The 25,140-nt window shown below is 42.3% G+C and carries 17 protein-coding genes, 1 tRNA gene and 3 pseudogenes; 9 read left to right on the forward strand and 12 right to left on the reverse strand.

Annotated features, from left to right (window positions below):
* Positions 1-134: 134 nt before the first annotated feature.
* Positions 135-2,642, reverse strand: a complete 2,508-nt coding sequence (locus DWW10_RS12080) for an alpha/beta fold hydrolase (RefSeq protein WP_022391498.1) — start codon at positions 2,640-2,642, stop codon at positions 135-137.
* A 121-nt stretch (positions 2,643-2,763) separates the two neighbouring features.
* Between DWW10_RS12080 and DWW10_RS12085 the strand changes: the two genes are divergently transcribed.
* On the forward strand, positions 2,764-3,732 hold the full coding sequence (locus DWW10_RS12085; protein ID WP_022391497.1) for a FimB/Mfa2 family fimbrial subunit: 969 nt from the start codon (positions 2,764-2,766) through the stop codon (positions 3,730-3,732).
* 55 nt (positions 3,733-3,787) lie between these two features.
* Here the strand turns inward: DWW10_RS12085 and DWW10_RS12090 are convergent, their stop codons facing one another.
* The 6 genes from DWW10_RS12090 to DWW10_RS12115 all read right to left on the reverse strand — a co-directional run bounded on the left by DWW10_RS12090 (position 3,788) and on the right by DWW10_RS12115 (position 13,691).
* Positions 3,788-5,119: a sensor histidine kinase gene (locus DWW10_RS12090; RefSeq protein WP_022391496.1), complete on the reverse strand. Its 1,332-nt coding sequence runs from the start codon at positions 5,117-5,119 to the stop codon at positions 3,788-3,790.
* Between the two features lie 13 nt (positions 5,120-5,132).
* Positions 5,133-5,810: a response regulator transcription factor gene (locus DWW10_RS12095; RefSeq protein ID WP_022391495.1), complete on the reverse strand. Its 678-nt coding sequence runs from the start codon at positions 5,808-5,810 to the stop codon at positions 5,133-5,135.
* A gap of 36 nt (positions 5,811-5,846) precedes the next feature.
* Positions 5,847-8,972: an efflux RND transporter permease subunit gene (locus DWW10_RS12100; RefSeq protein ID WP_022391494.1), complete on the reverse strand. Its 3,126-nt coding sequence runs from the start codon at positions 8,970-8,972 to the stop codon at positions 5,847-5,849.
* Positions 8,973-8,989: 17 nt separating this feature from the next.
* Positions 8,990-10,087, reverse strand: a complete 1,098-nt coding sequence (locus DWW10_RS12105; protein WP_022391493.1) for an efflux RND transporter periplasmic adaptor subunit — start codon at positions 10,085-10,087, stop codon at positions 8,990-8,992.
* Between the two features lie 3 nt (positions 10,088-10,090).
* A complete protein-coding gene (locus tag DWW10_RS12110; protein ID WP_022391492.1) occupies positions 10,091-11,353 on the reverse strand; it encodes a TolC family protein in 1,263 nt (420 codons plus the stop codon).
* Between the two features lie 103 nt (positions 11,354-11,456).
* A complete protein-coding gene (locus DWW10_RS12115; protein ID WP_259320475.1) occupies positions 11,457-13,691 on the reverse strand; it encodes a sensor histidine kinase in 2,235 nt (744 codons plus the stop codon).
* Between the two features lie 318 nt (positions 13,692-14,009).
* Between DWW10_RS12115 and DWW10_RS12120 the strand changes: the two are divergent.
* From DWW10_RS12120 to DWW10_RS12130, 3 genes and pseudogenes are all read left to right on the forward strand, one after another.
* A pseudogene (locus DWW10_RS12120) lies at positions 14,010-14,165 on the forward strand (transposase); the annotation flags it as partial.
* 29 nt (positions 14,166-14,194) lie between these two features.
* Positions 14,195-14,386 (forward strand): annotated as a pseudogene (locus tag DWW10_RS26435) (mobilization protein); the annotation flags it as partial.
* 335 nt (positions 14,387-14,721) lie between these two features.
* The gene (locus DWW10_RS12130; RefSeq protein ID WP_022391490.1) at positions 14,722-16,695 is read left to right on the forward strand and encodes a nuclease-related domain-containing DEAD/DEAH box helicase; all 1,974 of its coding nucleotides are present in this window, start codon (positions 14,722-14,724) and stop codon (positions 16,693-16,695) included.
* 2 nt (positions 16,696-16,697) lie between these two features.
* Here the strand turns inward: DWW10_RS12130 and DWW10_RS12135 are convergent.
* Positions 16,698-16,847, reverse strand: a pseudogene (locus DWW10_RS12135) (Fic family protein); the annotation flags it as partial.
* A 64-nt stretch (positions 16,848-16,911) separates the two neighbouring features.
* Positions 16,912-16,995 (reverse strand) — tRNA-Leu (locus DWW10_RS12140).
* A gap of 157 nt (positions 16,996-17,152) precedes the next feature.
* On the opposite strand from DWW10_RS12140, the gene DWW10_RS12145 reads away from it, so the two are divergent.
* Positions 17,153-18,238, forward strand: coding sequence for a mannose-1-phosphate guanylyltransferase (locus DWW10_RS12145; RefSeq protein ID WP_022391489.1), 1,086 nt, complete (start codon positions 17,153-17,155; stop codon positions 18,236-18,238).
* 108 nt (positions 18,239-18,346) lie between these two features.
* On the opposite strand, the gene DWW10_RS12150 is transcribed toward DWW10_RS12145, so the two are convergent.
* The 3 genes from DWW10_RS12150 to DWW10_RS12160 all read right to left on the reverse strand — a co-directional run bounded on the left by DWW10_RS12150 (position 18,347) and on the right by DWW10_RS12160 (position 20,592).
* Positions 18,347-18,739, reverse strand: coding sequence for an HIT family protein (locus tag DWW10_RS12150; protein WP_044154835.1), 393 nt, complete (start codon positions 18,737-18,739; stop codon positions 18,347-18,349).
* 53 nt (positions 18,740-18,792) lie between these two features.
* Positions 18,793-19,257 (reverse strand): transcription elongation factor GreA, encoded by a 465-nt coding sequence (greA, locus tag DWW10_RS12155; RefSeq protein ID WP_007662037.1) that lies wholly within the window; start codon positions 19,255-19,257, stop codon positions 18,793-18,795.
* A 183-nt stretch (positions 19,258-19,440) separates the two neighbouring features.
* Positions 19,441-20,592 carry a TlpA disulfide reductase family protein gene (locus DWW10_RS12160; protein ID WP_022391487.1) on the reverse strand — a complete coding sequence of 384 codons (1,152 nt, stop codon included), beginning with the start codon at positions 20,590-20,592 and terminating at the stop codon, positions 19,441-19,443.
* A gap of 204 nt (positions 20,593-20,796) precedes the next feature.
* Between DWW10_RS12160 and pnp the strand changes: the two genes are divergently transcribed.
* The 4 genes from pnp (at position 20,797) to DWW10_RS12180 (ending at position 25,020) form a co-directional block, all read left to right on the forward strand.
* Positions 20,797-22,941 carry a polyribonucleotide nucleotidyltransferase gene (gene pnp, locus DWW10_RS12165; protein ID WP_022391486.1) on the forward strand — a complete coding sequence of 715 codons (2,145 nt, stop codon included), beginning with the start codon at positions 20,797-20,799 and terminating at the stop codon, positions 22,939-22,941.
* 169 nt (positions 22,942-23,110) lie between these two features.
* On the forward strand, positions 23,111-23,671 hold the full coding sequence (locus DWW10_RS12170) for an RNA polymerase sigma-70 factor (RefSeq protein WP_022391485.1): 561 nt from the start codon (positions 23,111-23,113) through the stop codon (positions 23,669-23,671).
* A gap of 89 nt (positions 23,672-23,760) precedes the next feature.
* Complete coding sequence (locus DWW10_RS12175) at positions 23,761-23,949, forward strand: hypothetical protein (RefSeq protein ID WP_022391484.1); 189 nt, start codon at positions 23,761-23,763, stop codon at positions 23,947-23,949.
* A 135-nt stretch (positions 23,950-24,084) separates the two neighbouring features.
* On the forward strand, positions 24,085-25,020 hold the full coding sequence (locus tag DWW10_RS12180; protein WP_022391483.1) for a FecR family protein: 936 nt from the start codon (positions 24,085-24,087) through the stop codon (positions 25,018-25,020).
* The last annotated feature ends 120 nt before the right edge of the window (positions 25,021-25,140 follow it).

Here is a 25,140-nt window from a genome sequence, read left to right on the forward strand (position 1 = left end):
TAAAGCATTCAAATAGAGGAGGCAAATCCGCAGCAGATAATTTAGATTACTTTATTCAAACAATAATATTACAGTATCTCCCTTGGATAAAGACAGAAAAATCATCTTATCGGTATAAATGTTACTTTACCCATTCACCGATTCACCACAAAATTACGTATTTGGCACCCCATCCTCTCCCCTCTGGCCACACGCAAGCACAGCGTATGGCGACCAGGCGCAAATTCCGTCTCCAGCATATACACCCAAGGAATATACAAATTCCCGCTCCAACTCGTAAATGTATCCAGACTCTTGAACGGCACCCCATCCACACTATACTCCAATACACAAGCCTGCGGACCGGCCGCACAGAAGATGCCCACCGCACGCCCCTCGAAAGCGAACGAAAGACTGGCTCCGGCACGATCTGCCACCAGCATCGGAACATTCACAAACCCCTTGCGAGTGTTTCCCTTCACCTCAGGCGTCCAGTCGTCCACCACCTGCCAACCGTTCAACTGCTTCGCCGAACGGATGTCCACAAACGCACCTTTATCATAAGAATAACGGTCTATCGGTTTCTCCGGCATCTCATGCGCCCGGACCACCGTCCCAGCCACACGACCACCCCACTCAAGATCGAAAAGCCGATTCACGGCAGCCGCATAATATCTGTGCCCCCGCCAAGCTGGATGAGTCCCTCCGAATTCTTTCCAGTCGAACTCACCGTCGCGCATCCGTTGTGCTACCTCTTCCGCCAGGTTGATGGAAGAAACATAATAATGATTAGCCACAGCCTCATGGCTCATAATCACTTGCGGCTGCACTCCTCTGTCCAGCAACGGAATGAACGGGTCGTAAATAAAATGAAGCATCACAACGTCCATCTCCGGACTGACCGTGCGGGCATGACGAACCACGCCCTCCATACCACGTATCTGCCCGATATAGTCGAAACCGTTCGTATCATCGTTCACCGCCGCCTCAACAAACAACAGATCGGGTACTCCCCGTTGCAACACATCGTTTTCAAAGCGGAAAGCATGGGGAGTAGTTCCCGTAGAAGAAATTCCGGCATCGACGAAGGTAAATTCTGTTTCGGGGAAGCGTTGGCGCAAATCCTCCTGTATCATATTCCGCCACCCACGCATCTCTGTAATGGAGCCGCCCAAGAAAGCGACACAACCCTTTTTCTCTTTCGTAAACTTCAGATAAGAGTTGGCCAGGCTGCCACGCTGGTGAATTACCTGCTTCTTCTGATAATCCGGCTGGTTGCGGACGATAAAATCGACTACCGGCTCCGGGTTGTCCAGACTGTGGGGATGATGATCACAACCGGGTTTCAGAATGATTTCGACATTACCGCCCAAAGCACGATAGCGTTCGGCGGCAATCTTCATATGCCATTCATAAGGCACCGTCTTGTCGCTATCACCACAAACTCCCATCACCGGAATACCTGCGGCAGCCAGCGGAGCCAGATTGTCAATCGGGTTTCCCTTGAAGTTCTTTGCTGTCTCTTCTGTCAGCCCCCACTCCGTCAGGAAGCCCTTCCAGAAATCACGTTCCCAATTCTCGGCGAAGTAAAGCATATCGCAAACCGGAGCATCCACATAAATGCAGGCCACCTTATCCGGATTCTTTGCCGCCCAGTTGAATGCAAACAGTCCGCCGCGACTGAAACCCTCCAGCGTCACCTTCGGAGAGAGGCGGTAATATCTGCGCATCACCTCATAGAAATCGCTACCCAAACGCTGCGCACGCGGACTTCCGTACAGATGCGTCAAGTCGTAGTACACCACATGGAAACCTTCCTCCAACAAAGCCTTATCTACCGAAGGGAAAGCCCCGAAAAATGCGGGACGCCATATCCAGGGACGCCCCTCAGCCACCTTGCGGGGAGCAACCACAATGGCCCGGCGGGCATTGCAGAGGAAATCGTAACGGTCGAAGCCCTCCCATTGCGACTTCTTGCCTGGAAAAGCCTGTTCGGTGACGATCTCCGGCGCTTCGTTGCCGGTCAGTGTACGATAAAGCTCGCCGGCTATCAGGGCCGCCCCCTGTTCGTTGGGGTGGATGCCGTCTGTATAGTAATCGGGATACGGTTTCAGAAGCGCGTAAAGATCTACAACAGGCAAGTGACGCTTCTTTGCAACGCGGTGTATCACGGGGATGATGCCATTCGTTATCACACTGTCGTTGATACCGAAATTCCGTTTCACAGCCGGCACAGGGAGACACAGATATATCTTAGGTTTGGAAGGCAAATCCTGAAGAATATCCAGCATCTCCGTCAGGTCCTTTCCGAAATCCTTTCCGTAACGCCAGTTCCAGGGCTTGCTGTCATTCGTCCCCAACTTAATGGTAACGATGTCCGGCTGAAACGCCAGCAGGTCGCGGAACTTCTGCTCGTGCATGTACGGATGATCTCCCTTATTCAGCATCACGCGGGCGCTGATTCCGAAGTTGCGCACATCGTACCCCTCGCCCAAAAGCTGGGAAAGCAATCCCGGATAACTGTTCTGAAACTGATTTTTAATTCCCGAGCCGTAAGTGATACTATTGCCCACACAGGCAATCTTTACCGGCTTCTTTTCTTGCGCCACCGCCCACAAGCTGAACAGGCACAGGAAAAGCAAAAGAGTGTTTTTCTTATTCATGGTATCTTTATTTAATTACGTTTCATAGCATTTTTGACGATCGCAAAGATACATTTTTTTAAAAGACAGAACCAAATCCCCTCTGAAATGTTATCCAAGCCTAAACCTAAACCTACAGAAAATGAAAAGATTAATGTTATTTGCAGCCATTGCCCTGTTCATGGCAAGCTGCGTAAAAGACGACGACTGTCCCAAGGCAGTAGTAGACGCCAACGCACTGATCACCCCCAAACTATACGCCACAGTGGAGAACAGTAGCAACACCCAGAGCCCCATGACCGGCATATTGACCGTCGCCCCCTGCCAGCCCAACAGCGCCATTTATTTCGGCAACTACGTGGAAGGTAAACTCACCCCCTTCGACGGATACTACAATGTGAAGAACGGAGACTTCTACCAGGAAGCCATCAACCGCGAAATTTCTCTTCCGGCAGGTCCCTACAACATGGTATACTGGGGAACACCCAAGTACGAAACACCCATTTACGCCAATCCCGCGGTGAGAGATCCCGTCTACATCATTGGTCAGGACATGTCAAAGCAGACATTCAGTATGCTCAAAATGAGTAAGGATACCACCTATTATCCGGTATTCGACATGGTCTATGCCGTAAAAGCCACAAACATCGGCACCGAAAACCTCAGTGCAGCCCTGAAGCGGACAGTAGCCGGGCTGAAAGTGATAGTAAAGGATAGGGATAACGGCATCCTCAGCGCAAGTATCGACAGCATGTATGTACACGTCACCGGAATTTCCACTGCACTGAATTTCTACACCGCACAGCCCGTGCCGACAACAGGAACCGTTGCCTTCCCGCTGATACGTTCAACAGATGGTACCCAAATGAGCAATGCCACCGTCATGCTCTTCCCCTCCATCGGAAAACCCGTCTTCAAACTATTCATCCTCTTAAAGAATGGCACATTGAAAAGCTTCCAGCAATCCCTGGAAACCCCGATGACCGCCAACACCAAGCTAACACTGACTCTCACACTGGGCGACATCTTTTCAGAAGAGTCGTCCGGGAGTTTCACTATCGAAAATTGGAATGAGCAGACCCAGACAATCGACGTCCCAAGTCTGGATTGACCGACCGACAGGAAAGACTTACCTCCAGGTAAAGTTTCTTTCCTGCCGTTATAGTCTATCTGAAAGTAACTACGACCTTTGTGTAAACATTCAATTCGGAAAATATATCCATCCGCGCTCCGTAAATAGATAATATCTTCAGGGAAAGTCCCAGTCCGATGCCATGGCCTGAATATTCACGCGTATTGGTTGCACGATAGAATGCCTGGAAAATAAGCTGTATTTCATCTTCGGGAATGCCGATACCTTTATCTTCTATTTCCAGCACAACACTTCCTTCCTTAGGATACAGCCGCACCGCCACAGGCTGTTCACCCGAGTATTTACAGGCATTGTTCAGTATATTACGGATCGCTATTTTCAGCAAATGCAGGTTAGCACTCACCATCGGCAGGTTCTCTTCTCCAAATGTATTCCTAAACTGTATCCGCTCATTCTCACCACACAGCATGATTAGCAGTTCCACCAAGTTCACATCTTCCATATTATTCTTCAGAAGTTCTTCATCCTGGTGCGAAAGGAAAAGGAGTGATTTTATCAGTAGGCTGATTCTTTTGCTTTCATCCGAAATACGGTTCAAAGCCTTGATATATTCCTGTGGCGAACGTTCTTTCAGCAAGCTGATTTCACATTCTCCCTGAATAGCCGTCAGCGGATTATTAAGTTCATGGGAAGCACTGCTTACGAAAGATTTTTCGGACTTGAAAGCCGCATCTATGCGGTCGAGCATGCCATTGATAGAAGTGATCAGATCGTCCAGTTCGTCATGGTTACCGGCTGTCTTAATTCGAATATTCAGATTATTTCCCCGGATGCGCCGTAGCTCTTTCAGAATACGCTTCACCGGCGCCAACATGCGATTGGCATAAAACCTTCCGATGAAATAAACCGATATGGAGCTGAAAAGGAACAAAAGAAGTATCAGGATAAGCATATGATTCTGTATCTCCGTTCCATAGTTGTTCCGGGCAAGTATCAGAACTATAAAATTACCTTCATTATCCGGATAATATAAGGCTGCACCGACCTCTTTTTTATAACGAAATGAAACCGGCTCTTCCATGAATAGTCGCTTCTGCTGCTCTTTGTTCAGATACTTATCCAGCGTATCTTTCACCATCTCCATGCTGTCGGTATTCAGCAAAATTTCCTTAGCTTGGGGAAGAAGTCCTTCATATTCCTGGCGGATAATTTCATAACTGCTCTCGTCTACTTCATCTTTTTCCCAGTGCTTCTGGGCAGTAAGATAGGCTTTATCTGCCAAGTATGAATCGTACAGTCTATTGATGTAGTTATAAATAAAAAAATAGAAAACAACCATGATACAGGTAAGCATACATATCGTGATACCCGTATAAAACAACGCTATTTTACTTCCTATCTTCACTGCGATTCTCCGTTTAATGAGATTCCATAATATAGCCCAAACCTACCACCGTATGGATAAGTTTGTTTTCATAATCTTTATCGATCTTGGTACGCAGGTAGTTCACATACACATCTACTACATTAGTATTCGTATCAAAATTCTTGTCCCATACATGTTTCAGGAGATTCACCCGAGAGAGCACAACACCCTGGTTATTCATGAAGTACTCTAAAAGTCGGTATTCTTTTACCGTCAGTTCCATTTCACGGTCACCACGACGGGCACGCCTGGTATTGCAATCGAGGATAAGGTCACCGCAAACAAGTTCCGAAATTCTTTTCTCCTTATTCCTGCGCAGCAAAGCGGTGATACGCGCTTCCAACTCCTGAAAGCTGAAAGGCTTCACCAAATAATCATCGGCACCGGCATAGAGTCCTTTTACAATATCATCCGTCGTACCCAGAGCCGTAAGCATAATGACGGGAGAATCGTATCCATAGAGTTGGCGGTACTGCCTGCATAGGTCCAGTCCATTCATCTTGGGCATGATTATATCCAGAACAAGTAAGTCAAAAGGTTCGTCCTGGGCCATCTGCCAACCATCCGCACCATTATAAGCAACAGAAACCGTATGCCCGAATTCCTGCAATCCCCGTTCTATGAAAGAGGCTATATTGACTTCATCTTCTACCAACAGTATCTTTGCCATAGTTTTTAAAACTTAAAGAAAGCACAAATATACGTTTTATAGTTTTTTCTGCTTCAATCTACCGTCTTTATCATATAACATTTTACCATAAACGATCTCGACAATCAACGGGAAAACAAACAAAGCAAAGAAAGTAGCCCCGATCAGACCTCCGATAATAACAATGGCCAGCGGTCGCTGCGACTCGGAACCTATTCCATGGCTTAGTGCCGCAGGCATCAGGCCGATAGCCGCCATTGCAGCTGTCATCAGCACGGGCCGAACCCTGGAACGTACACTGGTCTTTACAGCATCGGGCAACGCCAGCCTCGCCTGCAGGTTGTGTTTGATATCGGATATCATAATCACTCCATTCTGAATACAAATACCAAAAAGAGCAATGAACCCGATACCGGCAGAGATCGAAAAATTAAAGCGGGTTATGAGCAAAGCAGCAATACCGCCCACAGCGGCAAAAGGTACATTCAGCAATACCAAACCTGCATCCCGTGCATTGGAAAACAGGATGAAAAGAATGATAAAGATGATGATAATGCTGACAGGAACCACCTGCGCCAAACGTTGAGTAGCACGTTGCTGGTTTTCAAAATCTCCGGTCCACTTCAAAGTATATCCCTCGGGCAAATGCACTGCGGCATTCACTTTCTTCTGAGCCTCAGCAACGGCAGTTCCCATATCTCTACCCCGGACCGAGAATTTCACGGCACAGAAACGGGCATGATTATCACGGAAGATAAGTAACGGTCCGGTGATAGTCTTTATCTCCGACAGTTCCTTAATCGGCACCATCGTACCATCCATAGCGGGCACCAGTATTTTTCCTATCTCATCTTCGTTGCATCTGAATTCCTCTTTATAACGCACCATGATATTGAACTTCTTCTCATCTTCGTAAAGCAAGGAAGCCGACTTACCTCCAATCGCCATTTCGATAATGGACTGTACATCTTCTTTAGCCACTCCATAGCGTGCGAGCTTATTCTCATCCAGTTCTATGCGCAATTCCGGTTGTCCGATATTCCGTATTACTCCCAAATCTTCGATGCCGTCCACGGTTCCCAAGATCTTATAAATCTCTACGGCTTTTTTCTCGGACTCATACAGATCTTTACCAAAGACTTTCACAGCTATAGATCCCTTTACACCGGAAGCCGCTTCTTCCACATTATCCGTAATCGGCTGGGAGAAGTTAAAGTCTATACCCGGGTAAATCTCCAGTTCATGTTGCATTTTGTCAATCAGTTCCAGTTTGGTAAAGCCACTTTCCCAGTCCTTTTCCGGATAAATATCTACATGAAACTCGATATTATAAAATCCGGTGGCATCGGTTCCGTCATTGGGGCGTCCGGTCTGAGACATCACCTGTTTCACTTCAGGAAAGCTTCTCAACTTCGCCCGCATCTTGTTTGCCAGATTGACGGACTCATCCAAAGCTATACTTTGCGGTAAAGTGGCACGGATATAAATAGAGCCTTCATTCAACTGGGGAAGGAATTCCGTTCCGAGGAAAGAAAACGCATACAGTCCCAGCACTGCCACAAACGTAGCAATCGTAATCGTCACCTTGCGATAAGCATAGCAGACATCAAACAAGGCGGATGATTTCTCATTAACAAAACGGAGGAACCTGTTATTCTTTTCACGTACATTCTTCTTTAACAGCATGGCCGAAAGTACGGGTACCAGGGTCAAGGTGAACACCAATGCCCCCAACAAGGCAAAACCCAGCGTAAAAGCAAGCGGTGAAAACATCTTCCCCTCCACTTTCTGGAAAGAGAAAATAGGAATCAGCGCGGTGATAATAATCAGTTTGGAAAAAAAGACCGCTTTCGCCTTATCTTTTGCAGCATTACGGATCAATCCCATCTTTGACATGACATTGAATGCCGGCATTCCCACTTCACGCGCTTTCTTGTCAAGAACTACAAAGATACCCTCGACCATCACCACTGCACCGTCTATAATAATACCAAAGTCAATGGCTCCCATGGACAACAAATTGGCGGACATACCCATTATACGCAGGCAAATGAAAGCAAATAATAATGCTAATGGAATGACCACTGCCACCACCACGGTAGTCCGCCAATCCGCCATAAATATTAACACAATGAAAGTCACAAACAGGATACCTTCTATCAGGTTGCGCGTCACTGTGCTCACAGCCAGATCTACCAGATTCTCACGATCATAGAAAGGTACAATCTGTACATCCGACGGTAGCACCTCTTTATTGATATAGGCTATTTTTTCTTTCAGGGCTTTAATCACTTCACCGGGATTCTCCCCCTTACGCATCACGACAATGCCTTGCACGACATCGTCTTCATCCATTCGGCCTACTTGTCCGAGGCGGGGTAAACAGGACTCGTGTACATCTGCCAGGTGTTTCACCAGAATAGGAGTACCTTTCACATTTTTCACAACGATATTTCCGATTTCTTCCACATCGTTAATCAGTCCGATACCCCGGACAACATAGGCTTGGGAGCTTTTTGTGATCACATCACCACCGACATTGATATTACTTTTCTCTATGGCTTCAAACAATTCCAGAGAGGAAATATCGTAATTCCTCAATTGGTTGGGATTCACACTGACCTCAAAGGTTTTCACCTCTCCACCGAAACTTACAATATCGGCCACACCGGATACGGAACGTAAATTCCGCTCGATCACCCAGTCCTGAATGGTCTTCAGTTCACGAACCGATTTCTTCTCACTTCTCAACGTATAGCGGAAGATTTCTCCCGTAGGACCATACAACGGCTGTACTTCCGGAGTAACGCCTTCCGGCAAGTCAGCATCATTCAATAGATTATAGACCTGTTGACGGGCTGTAAAATCGTCAACATGATCTTCAAACATTACATTCACCACCGATAGTCCGAACAAGGTGGTAGAGCGTATGTCCGTCTTCTTTTGTACGGAGTTCATTGCTATTTCAATAGGGATGGTAATGAACTTCTCCATCTCCTCGGCACTCCGCCCGGGCCATTGGGTAATAATAGTTACTTTGGTGTTGGTTACATCCGGAAAGGCATCTATCGGGGTATGCTTGAAAGAGACAATTCCTGCAATAACCGCAAGTACCGTAAAAAAGAATATGAAGAACTTATTCTTCAAAGAGAAAGCTATGATGTTGTCTATGAACTTATGCATATCAAATTCTTTATCTGTTATTCAGCATTCAATGCGTTATATACCAGCAATGTGTTTCTATTCAAGATACGATCGCCCTCCTGCAAGCCGGATTGTATATAGCACCGATTCCTTAACTGTTTATACACTTCCACTTCTTTTACTTGCAGCTTGCCGTCTTCGTTTGCCGTCACTACATAATTCTTTCCATTCTCAAAGATCAGGGCATGTAAATCAATGCAGGGCATCGTATCATCCGTTGATTCGCATTGTACATATACATTAGTAAACATGCCGGGTTTCAACAGATAATCCACATTACGAAGTTTAATTCTCACGCTCATGGTTTTACTTTCTTCATCGAGGATGTGGTAAACCTTATCAATACTCCCTGTAAACTCTCTGCCGGGATAGGCCAATGCCGTGATACGGACAGGCGCACCTTCTTTCACTTTGCGGATATCACTCTCATATACATCGCCCATAATCCAGACATTATCCAGACCGGATACCGTGAATAGTTCTTCACCCTGGTCGGAGCGTATCTGCATATCTTTATTCACATGCTTCTCCACCACAAAACCCGTTATCGGTGATTTAATCTCATATCTGGATTCATCGGACAGATTATAGATGGAATAGACTTCCTTCAGGCGTCTTTCCTCCGTCACGGCACTCACCAATTCCTGACGAGCCTGCAATGTGTCGCGAGCCGAAGCCATGCCGGCATTGTACATATCTTGCGCAACATCCCAGTTGCGGCGGGTTACGGCCACTTGTTGTTCTGCATCCTTCAGCTGTTTCTCATATTCCGCCACTTCACCGCTCTTGACCACAGCAAGCACTTCACCTTTATGTACGTAGTCTCCCACCTCGGCATTCACAGCAATCACCCGCCCACCGAAGATTGGAAAAACCTGTACCACTTGCTCCTGATTAAACGTCACACGACCGTTCAGTGTCAACTCGTCGATTAAGATACGTGTATGTACGGTATCTATGCTGACAACTTGCATCAAACTATCTGTCAGACACGCCTCCGGAGATACTGAAGTTTCATTATTATCTTTTGTCGAGCAACTGCTCAAGAATAGTACTGCACCTATAAAAACCTGTAAAATCCTGTTCATATCCATTGCTTAGTAATTAAATATATTTCGTCCTACTACCGTATTCAAGTTCTCCATGGCCAGAAAAACATCTTTCCGGGTCTCATACAATTGCAAACTTGTTTCCTTATAACTCTCGTAATAATCGACAAATTCCAGCATACTGATATTACGCTTACGGAAATTCTCGTTCACCCCTTCAATCAACCGGTTGAAGTTCTTTTCCAAGTCATCGTCTGCTGATTGATAAAGTTCCATAGCCTTTTCCAGACGGGAATACGCCACATACAGTTCCGAGTTTGCCCTGTTCTCTGTGTATTCTTTCTCTTTCAGGCTCTTTTCTATCTCCAGTTTGGCTGACTTGATATTACCCTGATTTCGATTGAAAATAGGAACAGAGAAGCTAAGACCTACGGCAAAATAATTGTTGATGAAGTTTCCTGCACGGTCGTAAATACCCTGAATGGCAAACTCCGGAGCGGCCAATGAACGCTGTAACTTCAAATTCGCTTTGGAAGCCTCAAGCATGGAGAAAGCCAACCGTTGGTCGGGGCGGGAAGGTAACAAGGAATCCAGATCGGCAAGTGACAGACCAGACAATTCCAACCGGCTCAGCATCGTTTCATCCAAAAGTATTTCTATCTCCTGAGTGACCGGCAAGTTTAATAACATCTTCAGATTCCCCCTCTTCGATACCAACTCATTTACTGCATCATTCTTCTCCTTTCTCAGTGATAACAGTAATGCCTGCATACGGGATAATTCCAACAATGAAATATTCCCCTTCTCTGCCATATTCTTATAGAATAGAAGCAGTTCCTCTAAAGAAGTGATCTCTTTATCATAAATCTGCACGGACTTGGTTAGGAAATACATTTCGACACAGGTTTCCTTCAACTCACTGTTTAAGGTGCGTGCTACTTCCTCAAATTGCAATAAAGCGGATTGGTGATTGATCTTTTCCAGACGTATTCGTTTGTTTCGTTGTCCAGCAAGATTGATGGCTTGTTCTATCTGCACTCCGGACTCTCCTTCTTTCCCCAAATCAAAATACTTACCGTTCAGGCGGTTATAAATATTCTGCTCCAATGTGATAACGGGGTTATTAAATAATTTAGCCTGCACCACTTGTGCCTGTGCCATGTCTACATTGTAATATTCGGCAACCAGTAAAAGATTGTGGGTACGGAAAAGTTCCTCCGCCTCCTTCATCGTCAACTTTAACGGATTCGATTGCGCCCACAGGCTGCATGAGAAAATAAGAAAAAGGGTAAATGTAATCTGCCTCATCATTGTTTTATCAATTTTGAGGCAAAAGTACAACTCCTTAAAAATTAAGGCTTCCGGAACGGATTATAATAAACTTATACGAGATTAGAAAATGATTAGAAATCACTTATGGAAGGATGGAACGGTGTGCACCCATCTTTTCATAAGGCAGCGTAAACCAGAAAGTAGAACCTTTACCCAACTCAGACAGCACTCCGATCTCGCCTTTGAGTTCCTTCACGATATTCTGTGAAATAGCCAGTCCAAGTCCGGTTCCTTGTTTGAAAGAATCGAGCTTTACAAAACGGTTGAATATATCCGCCACTTTTTCAGGAGGGATACCGGTACCGGTATCTGTCACAAAGAAGCGTATATAACCATCTTTGGGCTCTTCATACCCGAACGTGATACTCCCTGTATTTGTAAACTTCATGGCATTGCTGATGAAATTATTCAGTACCTGAGTAATTCTACGCTGGTCAGTATATAAAAGAAGATCCGGCATAGGCGTCACTGCACATATAGCCACATTCGCATTCGGTTGTCTCATCCTGGCAGCCTGTTCTATTTCAGACAACATCTTATTTACGTCTATATTCGCATAGACATATTCCAGTGTACCGGCTTCTATCTTTGATAAATCCAGGATGTCATTGATCAGTTGCAATAATATATCATTGTTCTTACTAATGATACTGAGGTATTCTATCCGTTCTTCTTCCGATACATCTTCAGCCAGTATACTCGAAAAACCAACTATTGCATTGAGAGGAGTACGTATCTCATGGCTCATATTAGCCAGAAAAGCCGATTTAATCCGGTTCGACTCTTCAGCCTCTTCCTTAGCCAGGCGCAGTTTGCGTTCCAGAATCTTCTGGTCTGTAATATCCCAGGCTGTATAGAGAATCCACTTACGCCCGTCGGAAAATGAAACTATATTATTATTCTGGAAAGTAAACCGTTCCTCGTTCTTATTCGTAAAGAAACGCCTGGTACCAAATTGGGCAATTCCCGTTCTTACCAATTCTTCATCTTCTTTCCTGATCATCGTTGCAGCCTCAGGCATTATATCGAAATCAGTTCTTCCAATCGCCTCCTTAGCTGGATATTCAAAGAGCTCTTCAGCCTTTTTGTTTATAAAAGTATAACGCATATCATTATCGACATCTTTCACCTTGGCTGCAATAGGAAGGTTATCGAGAATATTTTCAAGCAAATGCAGATGCTCTTGCCACTCCGTTTCTCTCACTTTTTTGATACGCTTGTGCATAAAGTAAAATAGCAGTAGGACAATAGCAGTACCCAACACAATCACAACATAAATAATATTCTTTTGGATAAAACTGGGCGGAACATCACAATAAACCGCATTTTTAGGAAAGTTATCTAATGGAACTCCCTTGTCAAGCAATGTCTGGTAATTAAGATAGGTATTGGGCGTACCGGCAACAACCGTTTTCGCCCCGTATGTACCATCCTTTTTCAGTGCACCTCTAATTTCACCGATAACGGTACTTTCCACATCGGAACTGCCTATATAATGTCCACCGGCAAATAAAGCATGAACCCTTGTGAACTGGTCAGACAACGAGAATACCGGCTTTTTAACTATACCGGAAATATAAGAATGCATTCTCTCATCAGGATAATACTTTTCAGACAAATTCTGACTGGCTACATTCACCCACGAACAGTAGATAATACCTGTCTCTTTACCACACTCATTAATCATGCGAAGCATTGTTTCTGTATTTGTCTGAGGATATGTAATAAATTCCATATCCAAATCAGAAAAGTATTGCTGATGTATTTCTTCTGCTTTTTTCCGAATTAGAGAACAGATAAATCTGTCATCCGATAACAAGATAACCTTTTTCATTTCAGGAGTAATCTCCTTCATCAATTCTATGGTTTCTTTGATACAAACAGGAATATTTATGGCAGTCACATTATACCGTTCCAGCATTTCCGGTCTAGTGATAATCTGATCTTCAGGTATATATTCGCCATTGTAGTACTTATTTATATCAGCCGACGTATGCGGCATCGAGTGGCAAATAATTGTAGGTACTCCTTTCCAGATAGTGTCAAAAAGCGGTTTACAAACGTACCATCCCGGATCACCTACAAATATGACAGCTTGGGGAGGCACAGAATATTTATCCTTTAGATAATCAACCTTCTGATCTATTTCCTGTTGATTATTGAAATGCCATGTTGTGAGAGTCTCCGAATATACCTTCACCAATTTTTCTTCATTGAATGCCTTTTCTACGGTTTCAAGTAGATCATAAGCCCATTTCTCACGAAAAGTGGAAGAACTGATAAGAACAATATACTCTTGATCTTTTGTATCAGCCATCGTCTTGGGCACCAGAAATAAACAAGCGAAAATAGCAACCGCAAGTATTCGAAATGTCAAAGGGGGATACAGAAATGTATTCTGATTTGGCATATTGGGTAAATATTAAAATATAAAATGGCAAAAGCTTCTCAACTATCCTTTGCAAAGTTAGGAAAAAATAAATGCCTAAGAAATATCCAATGGCAAATTTGCATATTACGTTCATCTTTTTGTTGTTTATATCCGTATTGAACACTAATTGTGAAATAGGATCAGGTATAACGCTGATGAAATAGAAAAAAGTATCGCATTTATAACTTGAACTGTCTCGTCCTGGTGAAAAACGCAATTGATTACACTCAGTCAAATGGAATAATAGAGGGGCTCGTCAATAAATTAAAAACGATTAAACGCATGATGTATGGAAGGGCGGGATTAGAACTGCTAAAAAGAAAAATGGTACTAACAAATAAAAGTCTTCAACCAAAGTGATGAAGAACCACCTATACTAGGACAAGACACATAAACGGAAGTTTGAAATTAGGAACGACATCTTCAAGGTAGAGAAAAGTCCGACCGATGATAGCAAATTGTTGCTGACCATAAACAAGCAGCCGATAGGGGAATGGTTCAAAGAAGAATTTAGCAAACTTCAGCATAGTTTACGAAAATCTACCGAAGTTCCGAGAAAGAGTAAAGGATACAGATTGTAAAGTGTTAATATACTCAAATTGAATAGAAAGGGGTAATCAAATTATACTTGATTTACTCCTTTTTTGTACCTTTATGCCATAGCTTATTAAGTTTGACATGGAATTATCAAATTGGTTCAAAGGTTCTGAAAAAGGAATAACCCATACTCTATGAACAAAGTAAAGTGATTCTAAAAATTGGACAGATTGAACATTATCCAGTTATGGTTATATTAAGAGTTATATGAAAAGACAAACAATGATATAGATTCTTTTTTCAAAAACCGATGATTTCTGAGTGTAAGATGTGAGATGCACACTTATATTCTTATATATAACTTAAAAAAGTACAAAGTATGGCAACACTTTATCCTTCTATTGAAGTTATTAGAAAGCGAAAACCAGAAGCTACTTCTGGTGAAAAAGCCTTACTCTCTTTTTTGTTAAATGCCTATGATCATGAATATGAGATATTCTTTCAGCCATTTTTAAATGGAGATTTGCCTGACATTATAGTAATTCACAAAGGGGGAGGTGTTATGATTTTCGAGGTAAAAGATTGGGATTTATCAAATTATCATGTAAACGAGAAGGGAAATTGGATAGTAAATTGTAACAATTCCGTGTATAAGAACAACCCACTTAACCAAGTTTTGAAATATAAGAAAAACTTATATGATTTGCATATCGATTCTTTATTGAGTTTACATTTAAAGGATTATAAATATTGGTATGTGGTGAGTTGCGCTGTATATTTTCATTGCCATACGACTGAATATGCACAAAACTTTTGTAAAGGAGCAAAGCCTACAGATAAATACAAGACTTTCCTTAATAAGAATTTTACCATAATTGGAAATGATGCTTTAAAGAAAGAAATAATGGACGCTATTTTTGAGAAGCGATGGATAAGCAAAAAAAGCCATTATTTTACAGATGAATTATATAACAGTTTTGTACGCATACTGAAACCGTCCTATCATACAATAGAAGAAGGACTCGGTTATAAATTATCGAAAGAGCAAGAATTATTAGCAAAAAGTGAAGAAGGTGCGAGAAAAAGAATCAAGGGGGTAGCAGGCTCTGGTAAAACATTGGTTTTAGCAGAAAGAGCAGTAAATGCCCATAAGAGGACGCATAATTGTGTACTCATTTTAACTTACAACATAACACTTAGGAATTACATTCACGATAAGATTAGTGCAGTTCGTCAAGAGTTTGCTTGGGAATACTTTCATATAAGTAATTACCACGACTTCATTAATAATAATATGAATAATGTTGGGCTTGAGTTTGATTTTCTTAAAGATGAAGAAGGAAATAGTAGATTCATTTCTTCAAAAGAAGAATATAATAAATTGGCAGATTTGCATGTATATTCAAATCTTCAACTTTTTGAAAACCACCAAGAAGAGTTACGTAAATACGAAACAATACTGATAGATGAGACCCAAGACTATCAAAAAAATTGGATAAGGATTATTATGAACTATTTTGCTAGTGATAATGCTGAAATTGTTGCATTTGCCGATGAAAAACAAAATATCTATTCCAGAGAACTAGATAATGATAAAATGCCTAGAATACCAGTACAAACTGGTGCTTGGGATAGAAAGTTAAATAAAAGCTATCGTTTATCTCAAAAAATAGCATTATTAGTAACTGATTTTCAAAAACATTTCTTTGCGGATAAATATATAGTAGAACAGCAAATTGAGACTAATGCGATGATGTCTTTATTTGATGAGCCTTACATTGAATACCATTATTATCCCATTGAAGAAAATATCAAAGAAGACAATAACATTGCTACTTATATTTATCAACAGATAAAAGAGCATAGATTTAATTCTAATGATGTGACAATTTTGTCTTCTCGCATCAGGATGTTACGCAAACTGGATTATATGTTACGAACAGAAAGCAAAGAAAAAACAAACATTATGTTTGAAACCAGAGAAGAATTTATGAAATTATACCCAAAAGCCAAAACTGGGTTTGAAAGTAACGCTAAAATACTAAAAATAAGAAAAAACAGGAAAGCTAATTTTTGGATGAATAGAGGAACCATTAAATTATCTACCATACATTCTTTTAAAGGATGGGAAAGTCCTGTTTTGTTTTTGGTTGTAGAAGATAATCTGAAAGCAACAAAAAAATTAGCTAACACACGACCTTATGAATTTTCTGACGAGTTAGTATATACAGGTATCACACGTTGTCAAAACTATCTATTTATTATCAACTCTGGTAACCAACAATACCACGAATATTTTTCCAATTGCAATTTAATTGATAAAAAAATAGAACCAAACAAAGAGAGAAAATAATTCAAATCTTCATTCATCAGGTGATACGCCAACGGTTTTCCTTTTGCCGTCAGCCCCTCATCAAAGAGCAGTTGGGTATCCAATTCGGTAAGCGTAGAGCCTTCAATGGCTGTGGAGTGGGTAATAAGAGAGTAAAGGTAGTCATAGTCCAAACCAACAAGTTACGAGGAGTAGAAAAGAAAAGCGGAGAGAGTTTTTCAACTTTCTCCGCCTCAGTACCCAGACCCGGGGTCGAACCGGGATGGAAGTGAATCCACTGGTGTTTGAGACCAGCGCGTCTACCGATTCCGCCATCTGGGCATGCTTGATTTCTCAATTGCGGTGCAAAGATACAGCTTTTTTCTAAACCTGCAATACTTTTCCTAAAAAAAGGAGAAAAAAGTCATAAAACATTCTGCAAACATTCCATGTTTCCAAAATATAGTGTACTTTAGCAGAAACTTTTAAAACAAACGATATGACAACAAATAAGGATAATTTTTGTGTTATCATGGGGGGCGGCATCGGTAGCCGGTTCTGGCCATTCAGTCGAAAAACACTTCCAAAACAGTTTCTGGACTTCTTCGGCACAGGAAGATCACTCTTACAACAGACTTTCGACCGCTTCAACAAAGTTATTCCTACGGAGAACATACTTATTGTTACAAACGACCTGTATGCCGACCTCGTAAAGGAGCAACTGCCCGAATTGAATCCTGAACAGATATTACTGGAACCTACACGCAGAAATACAGCTCCGTGCATTGCATGGGCAGCCTATCACATCCGCGCATTGAACCCGAATGCAAATATTGTGGTAGCTCCATCCGACCATTTGATTCTGAAAGAGGGTGAATTCCTTGATGCTATCGAAAGAGGCTTATCTTTCGTATCACAATCAGAAAAACTACTTACCCTCGGCATCAAACCAAATCGTCCTGAAACAGGCTATGGCTATATACAGATAGCCGAACAAAGCGGAGATAATTTCTACAAAGTGAAAACCTTCACCGAAAAACCGGAGTTGGAATTAGCTAAAGTATTCGTAGAAAGCGGAGAATTTTATTGGAACTCCGGACTCTTTATGTGGAATGTAAACTCTGTCATTAAAGCTGTAGAAGCATTACTCCCCGAACTGGCTTCTAAATTGGTTCCGGGTAAAGACGTATATGGCACTCCAGCCGAAAAGGCTTTTATCGATGAGAACTTCCCTGCATGCCCCAATGTCTCCGTTGACTTCGGTATCATGGAAAAGGCCGACAATGTATATGTTTCATTAGGAGATTTCGGTTGGTCCGACTTAGGAACATGGGGTTCCCTTTACGACTTGTCTCCAAAAGATGAGGAAGGAAATGTGACGCTGAAATGCCAGTCATTATTATACAATAGCAAAGGAAATGTTGTAGTACTCCCAGAAAATAAGCTCGCTGTCATCGACGGACTGGAAGGTTATCTTATTGCCGAGTCAGACAATGTGCTGCTCATCTGCAAAAAAGACGAAGAACATTCCATTCGTAAATATGTAAACGATGCACAAATAAAATTGGGTGAAGATTATATTTAACCGGGAAATGAGAATTGAAAGCACAGACTTTCAAACCGAAATAAAGGAAACGGGGACTGAATTTACTTCAGTCCCCGTTCTTATTATCAAAAGGAAGGAGTTTTATTTTTAGAGCGCTGTACGAATCGCTTCGGCAATTGCTTTAAATTCTTCATCAGAAAGCTTCAGCTTCGGATTAGAGAACAGCATATCCGATTCTTTCTGGATAGGAATGAGATGTATATGCGCATGAGGTACTTCTAAACCAATCACTGCTTCACCCACTTTCTTACAAGGAAAAGCTTTCTCGATGGCACGTGCCACTTTCTTGGCGAAAACATGCATTGCTGCCAAATCTTCGTCACTCAAATCAAAGATATAATCCACTTCCTGCTTGGGAACGACCAACGTATGACCTTTCACCAACGGATTGATGTCCAGAAACGCAAAGAACTTATCATCCTCTGCCACCTTATAGCTCGGTATTTCACCTGCGATAATTCTACTGAATATTGTTGCCATAGCTTTTATGATATATAAATTAAGGCAAGCCCGCATGCGGACCTGCCTTTACATTAAAATGATATGTTCATTACTTCAAGGTTAACCATACCCTGCGGTACTTTGATCTCGGCTACCTCACCTACCTTCTTGCCAAGCAAGCCTTGCGCAATGGGCGTGTTAACAGAAATCTTACCTTCTTTCAGGTTGGCTTCGCTTTCCGAAACGATAGTGTAGGTCATCTTCATGCCGTTCTTCACGTTCTTCAGCTCTACCTTGTTCAATATCTGCACGGAGTCTGTTTTCAGCTTAGACTCATCAATAATCTTGGCATCTGCTATAATCGTCTTCAATTTATTGATTTTCATCTCAAGCATGCCCTGAGCCTCTTTGGCAGCATCATACTCTGCATTCTCCGACAGGTCACCTTTGTCACGTGCTTCGGCTATTGCAGCCGAAATCTTAGGACGTTCTACCGTCTCCAATTCTTTCAGTTCGGCCATCAATTTCTTGTAGCCATCTTCTGACATATAAGCCATACTTTTTCCTCCTTTTTAGTTTCTAAATGGTATTATATAACAAAAAAGAATTCCAACATGGTCAGCATGCTGGAACCCTCTTTCGATTTTTCTTTTGCAAAGATAGCCTTTTAAACAATGCGTGTCAAGCAAAAATTGCTGCTATGTAACATATTTAAATAAAAACTTCTAATTTATAACAAGTTACAGCAGTGCTTTCACAGCAGCATCCAGGTCTTTTATGGTCTCTCCACGGGCACTCAGTTCACTATTCCGGTTAATCAGGAACAGCGAAGGAACCTCCTTAACGTTATACATGCCGGCCACATTTGAGTAAATTCCATTGGCATCTCTTACACAAATCCAGGGCAGATTGTCAGCGGTTGTTTTCCAGAAATGCTCGTCTGCATCCAGTGAGACCTGATAAATCACCAGTCCCTGATCTTTATATTTAGTATAAAGGTCATTCAACAAGAAATTATGGGGAGCAGAAGCTGCACTCTGGTAAATAGTAAAGTCAAGCAATACGACTTTGCCTTTCAGTTCACTCAGTTTATGAGTGTTACCTTTCATATCACGGAGAGCGATATCAATGATACCAGTTTCAGAAATCGCCTCTTCCGGCAACTCCAGAACTTTCTGTTGCGGCGTACGGGTATTCTTCATTCCCTTAATCACAATATTATAAAGGTTCTTAGAGCGTACAGCATGCGGATAATAGTTATTCAGGCTGGTTGCTACAGCAGCAAAGCACTTGATATCTTCTTTACTATTCAAAGGATCGAAAATAAGATAATTATTCAGCTTCTGGAATAAAGCAAAATAAGCAGCCGCCGTGTTGGGAGCAGAAAATATATATTTTGTTTTCACTTCATCTTTATAGTCCTTCATCAAGGTAGCCAGTTTCTCTTCAAACACATCAGCACCTATCTGATGAGCTTGCATCTTCTTCACCAACTCATTCACCTCATTTTGCAACTGCACTTGTTTCAATGTCAGTTCTTTTATCTTGGTACTATTTGCCGATCCCTCCACCGTATAAGCAGTAGCAAAATCAGTATACGGAGCTTTCAATCCGATAGTTTCCGTAGAATCTACTGAGAAATTGATAACCTTGTCGTCCACACGAAGGCGGTAAAATTCCGGAGACTCCGGACGTGTTTGTTTGAAACTGAAAGAACCGTCACCCTTCAATTTAACAGAATCCAAGGGTACGATACCCTCCAAAGCAGCAGCTTCCAGATACAGCATTTTACCGTCGGCACCTGAAACTTCGCCTTCAACTTTGAATTTCGGTTCAGAATTACATGCGCTCAAAGCCAAAGCGGCAAGCGCAACAATACAGATCTTTTTCATATTTAGCTTCTTAATTTCTATTAGAACGAACGTGCAAATATAGCTCTTTTCAAGTTTAGTCAAAGCATTTTCATTGCATCTTCCACACGGAAACTCAAAAAAATAGTCAATTATAAACTTTTTTATCTCATTCCCACCTGATTACATGAATTAATATGTATCTTTGCACGAATTTTGAAAGAAAATATAGATAAAACATTTTTTATGATTAACCCAATTGTTAAGACGATCGAGCTTCCTGATGGCAGAACCATCACACTCGAAACGGGAAAGCTGGCAAAACAGGCAGACGGTTCTGTAATGCTTCGTATGGGTAACACCATGCTTCTTGCTACTGTTTGTGCCGCTAAGGACGCAGTTCCCGGAACAGATTTCATGCCGTTACAGGTAGAGTACAAAGAAAAATTCTCCGCATTCGGACGTTTTCCCGGCGGTTTCACCAAGCGTGAAGGACGCGCTTCGGATTATGAAATCCTGACTTGCCGCCTTGTAGACCGTGCTCTCCGCCCCTTATTCCCCGATAATTATCACGCAGAGGTATATGTAAACATCATCCTCTATTCTGCCGACGGCGTTGATATGCCTGATGCCTTGGCAGGACTTGCAGCTTCTGCTGCCCTCGCTGTTTCAGATATTCCTTTCAACGGACCGATTTCCGAAGTACGTGTAGCACGCATCAACGGAAAATTCGTTATCAACCCGACTTTCGACCAGTTGGAAGAAGCAGACATGGACCTTATGGTAGGTGCCACTTATGAAAACATCATGATGGTAGAAGGTGAAATGAGTGAAGTTTCCGAACTTGACTTGTTGAACGCCATGAAAGCAGCTCACGAAGCAATCAAAGTACAATGTCAAGCTCAGAAAGAATTGGCAGAAGCAGTGGGTTCTACCGTAAAACGCGAATATTGCCACGAAGTAAACGATGAAGAACTGCGCAAAGCTGTTCACGAGGCTTGTTATGCAAAAGCTTATGCTATTGCAGCTTCCGGCAACAAAAATAAGCACGAACGCATGGATGCTTTCGATGCTATCCGCGAAGAATTCAAAGCACAGTTCAGCGAAGAAGAATTGAGCGAAAAAGCAGCACTGATCGACCGTTACTACCATGATGTAGAGAAAGAGGCTATGCGCCGCAGCATCCTGGACGAAGGCAAGCGCCTTGACGGACGTAAGACTGACGAAATCCGCCCTATCTGGAGCGAAATCAGCTACCTGCCCGGACCTCACGGTTCTGCAGTCTTCACTCGTGGTGAGACTCAATCTCTGTCTACTGTTACCTTGGGTACCAAACTGGATGAGAAGATTATCGACGATGTACTGGAACATGGCAAAGAACGTTTCTTGCTTCACTATAACTTCCCTCCATTCTCTACCGGAGAAGCAAAAGCACAACGTGGCGTAGGTCGTCGTGAAATTGGTCACGGACACTTGGCATGGCGTGCACTGAAAGGTCAAATCCCAGCAGACTATCCGTATGTAGTACGCGTAGTATCCGATATTCTTGAATCTAACGGTTCTTCTTCCATGGCTACCGTATGTGCCGGAACACTGGCATTGATGGATGCAGGTGTGAAGATCAAACAACCGGTATCAGGTATCGCTATGGGATTGATTAAAAATCCGGGTGAAGACAAATATGCCGTATTGTCCGATATCCTCGGTGATGAAGACCACCTGGGCGACATGGACTTCAAAGTAACAGGAACCAAGAATGGTATCACCGCCACTCAGATGGATATTAAGGTAGACGGTCTGTCATTCGATATTCTGGAACGTGCTTTGAACCAAGCCAAAGAAGGACGTATGCACATCCTCGGTAAGATTCTGGAAACCATTCAGGAACCACGTGAAGAACTGAAACCTCATGCTCCGCGTATTGAAACGATGACTATTCCTAAAGAATTCATTGGTGCGGTAATCGGCCCTGGTGGAAAGATTATCCAAGGTATGCAGGAAGAAACAGGTGCTACAATCACTATCGAAGAGGTAGACAATATCGGAAGAATCGAAATCTCCGGAACCAACAAGAAGAGCATTGATGACGCTATGCGTTTGATTAAGGGCATCGTTGCTGTACCGGAAGTTGGTGAAGTATACAAAGGCAAGGTACGTTCCGTAATGCCTTATGGTGCTTTCGTAGAATTCCTCCCGGGTAAAGACGGTTTACTCCACATCTCTGAAATCGACTGGAAACGTCTGGAAACAGTAGAAGAAGCCGGTATCAAAGAAGGTGACGAAATCGAAGTGAAATTACTCGATATCGACCCGAAGACCGGTAAGTTCAAGCTTTCCCGGAAAGTATTGCTTCCGAGACCGGAAAGACAGGAAAGACCTGAAAAGAAATAAGAAATTCCTTATTCTTTAGTATACAAAGCCCGACGGAGTTCCGTCGGGCTTTCTTTTTGCAAAAAAAGAAAGAGGGAAACCAGAAAAATCTTTTCATACTTTTGCGTATTCCAAAAAGATTATGTTACTTTACAATATTAACCTTAAATAAGAAAGAGAATATTTAAAAATGCCTTTAGCCGGAAGCCTACATACTATGGATTTATTTTCTCGTTTCTTTCGGGAGAACCAGGAAAAATTCCTTGCCTTTGCCTACTCCTATACTAGAAGTTGGGCAGAAGCAGAGGATATTTTGATGGAATCCATGATCTCTCTATGGGAATGCCGCGACCGCTGGGAAGAAGATAAAGGTCTGCATTCCCTGCTCCTTACCATTATTAAGAATAAAGCTCTCAACTACCTGGAACGTGAACAAACACGTCTACGTATTGAGGAAGATCTGAATTCGCACCGTCAGCGCGAACTGGATTTGCGCATTGCTACTTTAAAGGATTGCGAACCCGACAAAATATTCAGCACAGAGATACAGCACATCGTAAATAAAGCTCTGGAAAAGATGCCACCTCAAAGCCGCGAAATATTCATGCTCAGCCGTTATAGCAACCTACCGAATAAAAAAATAGCAGAACAACTGAACGTTTCCCTCAAAACAGTGGAGTTCCATATCACTAAAGCTTTACGTATTCTTCGTGTGGAACTAAAAGATTATCTGACTTCTATTCTTCTCTGATAAAACTCTTCTGCTTTTCTTTGATAATATAAATAAAAGGCATATGTTTGCAGCATCAGTAATATTGCTGGCTATTAAACATGGTAGTTATGAGATATATTGTAATAATATACTACGTGCTTATCGAGGGAGAACAAATTTTTGAAACCCTGAATGTCAACAAGAATATTGAAGCAAACTCTCCGGAGGAAGCCATAGGCATTGCTTACAATCTATTTAAAGCCGAAGCTTCGGACGAATGCTACATTGTATCCATCATTCCCAACGCAGTAGATTGATGCAGTAAATAGCTTTATTATTTCATAAAACAAAAAAAAGTTTCATTTCCCGTTAGGGTAGTGACGAACTTACCTGTATTAATTATAGAAGGGCAGGAAAAACCTCCCTTATTTAATTAACCATTTAAGTACGTCATGAACCAAGAACTATTATATAAGTATTTTAGAGGAACTGCCACCATTGAAGAAGAAAAGCGCATCCTTGATTGGGTGGAAGCCTCGGAGGAAAACCGAGAAGCTTTCCTGAAAGAGCGTATGATATTTGATGTGGCCCTATTCTCTGACAGACAGAGTAGCAAGAAAAAGACATTCCGTCTGGCTCCGATACTCAAATGGGGAATGCGCGTAGCTGCCGTTATCATCATAGGTGTATGCGGCTACTTCATGACAAACGATTACCTCTATAATCAACTCGCCCAACCGCAAACCATTACTGTCCCTGCCGGGCAACGTGCACAAATCACCCTTGCTGACGGTACACGTGTATGGTTGAATGCACAGTCCACATTAACTTATGCCTCCAACTTCGGACGTAGCGAAAGAAACGTGGAACTGGATGGTGAAGCCTATTTTGAAGTGGCAAAAAATAAAGATATCCCCTTCTATGTACACACCGAAATGAATAAAGTAAAGGTAGTAGGTACCTGCTTCAATGTTTGTGCCTATAAAGACAGCAAAGAATTCGAAACTACCCTCGTAGAAGGTATTGTGGACATTTATCCCGCCAATAACAACAAAGTCATCACCCGTTTGCAAAAAGATGAATTCTTTGGAAACTATGACGGGAAATGCAAAAAGGTTATACTTCCTTCTTACGAATACTTACGGTGGAAAGAAGGATTATATTGCTTTGATGATGTACCGTTCAGCTGCATCCTTACCAAACTAGAAAAATACTATAATGTAAAAATAACCGTTTCCGATCCTAAATTGCTGAATTATGATAGTTGTACCGGAAAATTCCGCGAGCAGGACGGCATAGAGCATATTCTTCGAACCATTTCAAAAGATCATCCTTTTGAGTTCAGTATCAATGAAGAAAAAGACTCGATTTTTATTTACGAGAAATAATTTGATATCAAAAATAAAACCTTAAAATTTAGTACTAACCCCTTAAATAGAAAAGCATTATGAAATAGAAGAAACAGTCTACTAATTACCCCTACAAAAAAGATCGGAAAGTACCCCCAT

The sequence above is a fragment of the Bacteroides intestinalis genome, from assembly GCF_003464595.1.
Lineage (GTDB): Bacteria > Bacteroidota > Bacteroidia > Bacteroidales > Bacteroidaceae > Bacteroides > Bacteroides intestinalis_A.

Bases quoted from the DNA above. Each gene is read 5' to 3' on its own strand.
- pnp (WP_022391486.1), top strand. From the start codon at position 20,797: ATGATTAACCCAATTGTTAAGACGATCGAGCTTCCTGATGGCAGAACC.
- DWW10_RS12160 (WP_022391487.1), bottom strand. From the start codon at position 20,592: ATGAAAAAGATCTGTATTGTTGCGCTTGCCGCTTTGGCTTTGAGCGCA.
- greA (WP_007662037.1), bottom strand. From the start codon at position 19,257: ATGGCTTATATGTCAGAAGATGGCTACAAGAAATTGATGGCCGAACTG.
- DWW10_RS12180 (WP_022391483.1), top strand. From the start codon at position 24,085: ATGAACCAAGAACTATTATATAAGTATTTTAGAGGAACTGCCACCATT.
- DWW10_RS12085 (WP_022391497.1), top strand. From the start codon at position 2,764: ATGAAAAGATTAATGTTATTTGCAGCCATTGCCCTGTTCATGGCAAGC.
- DWW10_RS12105 (WP_022391493.1), bottom strand. From the start codon at position 10,087: ATGGATATGAACAGGATTTTACAGGTTTTTATAGGTGCAGTACTATTC.
- DWW10_RS12080 (WP_022391498.1), bottom strand. From the start codon at position 2,642: ATGAATAAGAAAAACACTCTTTTGCTTTTCCTGTGCCTGTTCAGCTTG.
- DWW10_RS12170 (WP_022391485.1), top strand. From the start codon at position 23,111: ATGCCTTTAGCCGGAAGCCTACATACTATGGATTTATTTTCTCGTTTC.
- DWW10_RS12095 (WP_022391495.1), bottom strand. From the start codon at position 5,810: ATGGCAAAGATACTGTTGGTAGAAGATGAAGTCAATATAGCCTCTTTC.
- DWW10_RS12175 (WP_022391484.1), top strand. From the start codon at position 23,761: ATGAGATATATTGTAATAATATACTACGTGCTTATCGAGGGAGAACAA.
- DWW10_RS12130 (WP_022391490.1), top strand. From the start codon at position 14,722: ATGGCAACACTTTATCCTTCTATTGAAGTTATTAGAAAGCGAAAACCA.
- DWW10_RS12110 (WP_022391492.1), bottom strand. From the start codon at position 11,353: ATGATGAGGCAGATTACATTTACCCTTTTTCTTATTTTCTCATGCAGC.
- DWW10_RS12150 (WP_044154835.1), bottom strand. From the start codon at position 18,739: ATGGCAACAATATTCAGTAGAATTATCGCAGGTGAAATACCGAGCTAT.
- DWW10_RS12100 (WP_022391494.1), bottom strand. From the start codon at position 8,972: ATGCATAAGTTCATAGACAACATCATAGCTTTCTCTTTGAAGAATAAG.
- DWW10_RS12145 (WP_022391489.1), top strand. From the start codon at position 17,153: ATGACAACAAATAAGGATAATTTTTGTGTTATCATGGGGGGCGGCATC.
- DWW10_RS12115 (WP_259320475.1), bottom strand. From the start codon at position 13,691: ATGGCTGATACAAAAGATCAAGAGTATATTGTTCTTATCAGTTCTTCC.